This window comes from Arthrobacter sp. 10T413_2 (assembly GCF_056394205.1).
Window position 1 is genome coordinate 1 of record NZ_JBFTHK010000260.1, and the last position, 4865, is coordinate 4865.

Sequence of the window (4865 nt, forward strand, 5' to 3'; positions counted from 1 at the left end):
AGGTATAGGTGTACGCGGCGCCGACCGTCGCCGTGGCCGGGGGCGTGGCCGCGGTGAACACCGGCGCCGCGGGCGKGGTCGGGGCGGGCAGGATCTCGATCAGAGACATATTCCACTTGTCCGTAGTCGGAGCGGTGTCATTGATCCTCACGGACGACGGYGCCGTCGCGGTACCGGGCACGGTCTGGCGCTGCGTCCAGAACGTGTCACCGTTGCTGGCAAGGAACTCATCTACCTTAGTTTGACCGCTTCCGACTGTACGGGCGATGGCCCTGCTCCAGTCGTTTCCCACGCCCCAGACCCAGGAGCCGGTGCGGGTTGTCGTGAGCGAAGCGCTGGGCGCACCCGTGGGCCCGTTGGCTCCCGCGACTGCTCCATCGGTGGCCGTGTCCGCGCCCGTGAACGTGGCAACCGTTATGGACGCCTGGTACGACCCGTTGTGCGTAGCCGTCACAGTTGCGTTCGTGAGGATGCTGCTCGACACGGCCTGCCAGATTTCAGCCGTCCCATACTGAACGTTGGTCCGTTTACGCAGGCGCCAGGTGAGCCCTCCACCGGTGACCGAGGTGAATTGCTGGGAACCGGAGAMTGCCGGGCCATMAGCACTCACAAATGCAATCAACAATTCCTTGGATTGGCTGGTTGTGAAAGCTGGCGATACTAMAGATCGCGAAATCGAAGACTGGTGTTTACTGACTACCTTGTCTGTCGCCACACCGGCGGCTGCCTTGGCGGGCAATGGCACCAGACTCAAACACACTATTGCGGCGATKACTATTAAACGTKCCAAAATCGCTCGCCGCATGAATTCCTCGCAAGTCKTCAGTGAAGTGAAATAGGTCCTGCCGGCCAATACTGAAGGACCCGCAATGACCCAATAATAATGTGGGACAAAAGCCTAATTGCGTCGTGATTACGTCATGGCGCCGAATTCATCCGACCGGAATAACCGGCCAGGCCGAGCCCATCGTAACGAGTCCGGAGTCGTTACCTCCTGAGTGGCGGCTACGTGTTAATATCCGGTTCTTACTCGTCAGAGCCTTCGCGTTACTCGCCCCTGGCTCTTCAAATATTCCTTCAGGGGCCTAGTCTGGTGTCTGTCGGTTGCGCCCGGCGTACGCGGGCGTTTTGAAGCTCCGAGAGCGAGATGATCATGAGCAATTACGAGACAGTTTTGGCAGGCCTGGAATCCGAGCTCGACTGGCTGCGGGAAACGTACACCCAGCTGCACCGGCATCCTGAACTGAGCTTCGAGGAGCACGAGACGTCAAAGATTGTGGAGGAGAAACTCACTGCCTTCGGCTATTCGGTGACCCGCATTGGAGGAACGGGCGTGGTCGGCGTCCTCGCGAACGGTGTCGGCCCGGCTGTTCTGGCGCGCGCCGACATGGACGCGCTCCCCGTCACGGAGGCCACAGAGCTGCCCTATGCGTCGGCGGTGAACGGGATCATGCATGCGTGCGGTCACGACCTGCACGTCAGTGCACTGCTCGGAGCCGCCAAGCTCATGGCGGACGGACGTGGGGCCTGGTCCGGAACCTACATCGCCCTATTTCAGCCGGCCGAAGAAGTCGGGGCAGGTTCCCAGGCAATGATCGACGACGGACTTCTCACCAAAGTGCCACGGCCCGACGTCGCCTTTGCCCAGCACGTGATGCCAATACCGGCGGGGACGGTCGCCACCACTGCGGGACCGGTCCTCTCCGCCGGCGATTCGCTCAAAATCACCGTTCACGGCAAAGGCGCGCACGGCTCGATGCCGCACATGTCCGTGGACCCGGTAGTGCTGGCCGCCTCAATAGTGCTCAGGCTGCAGTCGATCGTCTCCCGGGAGAMGAAGCCCGGCGACTTCGCCGTCGTCACCGTGGGGGCGCTCAACGCCGGCACGACATCGAACATCATCCCGGACCGCGCCACGCTGCTGCTGAACATCCGCACGTACGACGCCGAAATCCGGGCCGGCGTGCTCGCCGCGGTTGAGCGGATCGTCAGGGGCGAGTGCTCTGCCGCCGGATCGCCCCGGGAACCTGAGTTCGAGTATTACGACCAGTTCCCGCTCACCAGCAACGACGCAGCCGTGACAGAACGCGTGCGGACGGCGTTTACCGCCCGCTTCGGGGCAGAGGCTGTGCGCACGGCGGAGCGGCAGACGGCGTCCGAGGACTTCAGCCGCATTCCGGACGCGTTCGATGTGCCGTACACCTTTTGGCTCCTCGGCGGCGCGGACCCCGATGCTTACCGCGCTGCAGCCTCGAAGGGAACAGTGGCCCGGGACATCCCGGCGAACCACTCCCCCTCCTTCGCCCMCGTGATCGACCCGACCCTCTCCATGGGCGTCCAAACCCACGTCGTCGCCGCACTGGCCTATCTCTCCCGGGAGGGGTGACACCCTGCGGGAAGCCGGCGGCCTTTKAGTGCTGACCCGGTTCGCAACTTCCTCTTCCCTTGGCGGCGCTGGAGGGGGATGATCGGCTTCAGGTGCGGGAGGTGCGGTACGTGCCCGGCGGGGAGGTTTCAAATGTCCCGGAATCTGGTGGTGTGTCTGGATGGGACCGGCGCGCAGGTGCGCGCCAGGGGCAACACCAACGTCGTCCTGCTGTATGGGCTGCTCGATCATTCCGATCCGACTAAACAGATCGCCTACTACGACCCTGGGGTCGGGACGTTMGCGTCTGCCGGGGCGTGGACTCCTCTCGCCAGATCGATCTCGCGGATCGGCGGCCTCGCGTTCGGGTGGGGTCTGCGGCAGAACCTTGGGGAGGCCTATGCGTGGCTGATGCAGAACTGGGCGCCCGGGGATCAGATTTTCATCTTCGGGTTCAGCCGCGGCGCGTACACGGCGCGTGCCCTCGTGGGGATTCTTCGTGCCATCGGCGTGATGCGTCCGGGCTCGGAGAACCTCGTTCCGTATGTGGTCGCCACCTACGCCCGTCGGGGCGGTGAAGCGAAGATTGACTGGGACGAGGTGCACCTCACATCGGAGGTGTTCGCGCATCACGTCGACGGCAAATCGACGGTKCCGGTGAAGTACCTGKGCGTGTGGGACACCGTCAAGGCCGCAGGGTTCCTCCGATGGGAGATCCGCTGGCCGTTTACGCGCGAACTCCCCAATGCCGTGCTAATCCGCCATGCAGTGTCGATCAATGAGAAGCGGGCCCCCTTCAAGGAGTACCTGGTCGATGCCCGCACKGACGGGTCCCTGGAAGAGGTTTGGTTCGCCGGTGTGCACAGCGATGTCGGAGGAACCTTCGTCGACAAGACACCCGCCGGCCAGGCAGCGCGCCCGGGGAAGCCGGCTCCTGCTCCGCGGCTGTCGAGAATCGCCTTGAAGTGGATTATCGAGGGCGGCATTGCCGAGGGTTTGTTAGTTCGACCCCGCGCCGTCGGGGCCGCCTGCGCAGTCACCCCTGCTGACGCCACCGCCGAATTGCACCGCCGCGGACGGGTATGGGTGCTGCTCGGCACCCGCAACAGGAAGGTCCCCGCCGGCGCCTCTGTCCACGCCAGCGTGAACACCCGGGCCGTCGCCGATCCAACGTTCAAGGCACCCGCCAATGTGGTCTGGGCCGATCCGGACTGGGCCGGGCAACAAGCGGCGCCTGCGTCGGCTCGGGCTGAGCAGTGACTGCCGCGAGGAGGGACCGGCCCGAGYCCGCGTTGCCGGCCCGGCGGCTGCTTCGTGCATATGCGTTCGATCMGATGTCGACCCGCCTGTCGGGCAGGTTCCTCACGATCGACATCCCGTTCGAAAGGGACCTCAGGCCGGGCCCAGCCGGCCGGCTMTTGCAGGTCGTCGACTATGACGTGGCCCGTGACCTCTGGTATTTGCCGGTTGACTTGAACGCCGCCGCAATCCTCGCCCAACGGGGTATGCGCCCCTCGGAAAGCGATCCAAGAACCCATCAGCAAGTCGTCTACGCCGTGGCGATGAGTGTGATCGAACGCTTTGAACGATTCGGCGGCTTCCGCTTCCGCTGGCGTGGCGACGACAAACTCCGCCTCGTCCCGCATGCGTTCGAGGGACGTAACGCCTACTTCGACAAGGATMGGCGGGCTGTCCTTTTCGGCTACTTCCGTGCCGACGAGAGAGACCCTGGGGCCAACCTGCCGGGCCAGATGATGTTCACTTGCCTGTCCGTTGACGTGGTCGCCCATGAAGTCACTCATGCCATCGTGCACCGCATGCGCAAGTACTTTTCCGAACCCACTCACCCGGACGTGCTGGCATGGCATGAGGMAATCGCCGACCTMGTTGCGCTGTTTAACCACTTCGGCTTCCCCGAAGTCGTCTCCGATGCCGTAGCGAAATCGGAAGGGACCCTCGAGAAGGGGTCAGCGCTGCTGGATCTTGCAACCGAGTTCGGCGCGTCCACCGGCCGTGGTGCGGCACTGAGGTCCGCGATCGGATCCCCCCGCACCCCGGACGCGTTCCTGAAAGCCGTTGAACCGCACGATCGCGGGGCGTGCTTCGTCGCCGCCGTCTTCGACGCCTTCATTGACACCTACAAGTCGCAGATCGCCGACCTCCGACGTATCGCCAGTGCAGGCACCGGGGTCCTGCCGCCGGGAGCGCTCCCCACAGACCTGGTCAATCGCGTCACCGCCACGGCGGCGATGAATGCCGACCGKTTCCTGGAAATGGTGGTCCGGGCGTTCGAATACCTCCCCGTCGTCGACGTGACCTTCGGTGACGTCGTCCGGGCGATCGTCACCGCGGACCAGGGACTCTACCCCGATGACGCCGGACATCTCAGGGCAATTCTTGTCGAGGCCTTCCGTCGGCGCGGCATCTACCCGCCGGGAGTGACCTCCCTCGCTGACGAGGCCCTTGTCTGGTCCAAACCGCCACTGGACATGAACCTGAG

4 protein-coding genes are annotated in these 4865 nt (G+C 64.1%); 3 read left to right on the plus strand and 1 reads right to left on the minus strand.

Translation table 11 applies throughout. From position 1 onward, the window contains the following. Positions 1–454 (minus strand): hypothetical protein (locus AC1DBQ_RS21995; RefSeq protein ID WP_476930534.1); only part of this gene is annotated, 454 nt, incomplete at its 3' end. Positions 455–1153: 699 nt separating this feature from the next. Between AC1DBQ_RS21995 and AC1DBQ_RS22000 the strand changes: the two genes are divergently transcribed. The 3 genes from AC1DBQ_RS22000 to AC1DBQ_RS22010 form a co-directional block, all read left to right on the plus strand. Continuing rightward, positions 1154–2386, plus strand: coding sequence for an amidohydrolase (locus AC1DBQ_RS22000; protein WP_476930535.1), 1233 nt, complete (start codon positions 1154–1156; stop codon positions 2384–2386). A 132-nt stretch (positions 2387–2518) separates the two neighbouring features. After that, on the plus strand, positions 2519–3625 hold the full coding sequence (locus tag AC1DBQ_RS22005) for a T6SS phospholipase effector Tle1-like catalytic domain-containing protein (RefSeq protein ID WP_476930536.1): 1107 nt from the start codon (positions 2519–2521) through the stop codon (positions 3623–3625). Between the two features lie 74 nt (positions 3626–3699). Beyond that, positions 3700–4865: hypothetical protein (locus AC1DBQ_RS22010; RefSeq protein WP_476930537.1), on the plus strand; the 1166-nt coding region annotated here is incomplete at its 3' end.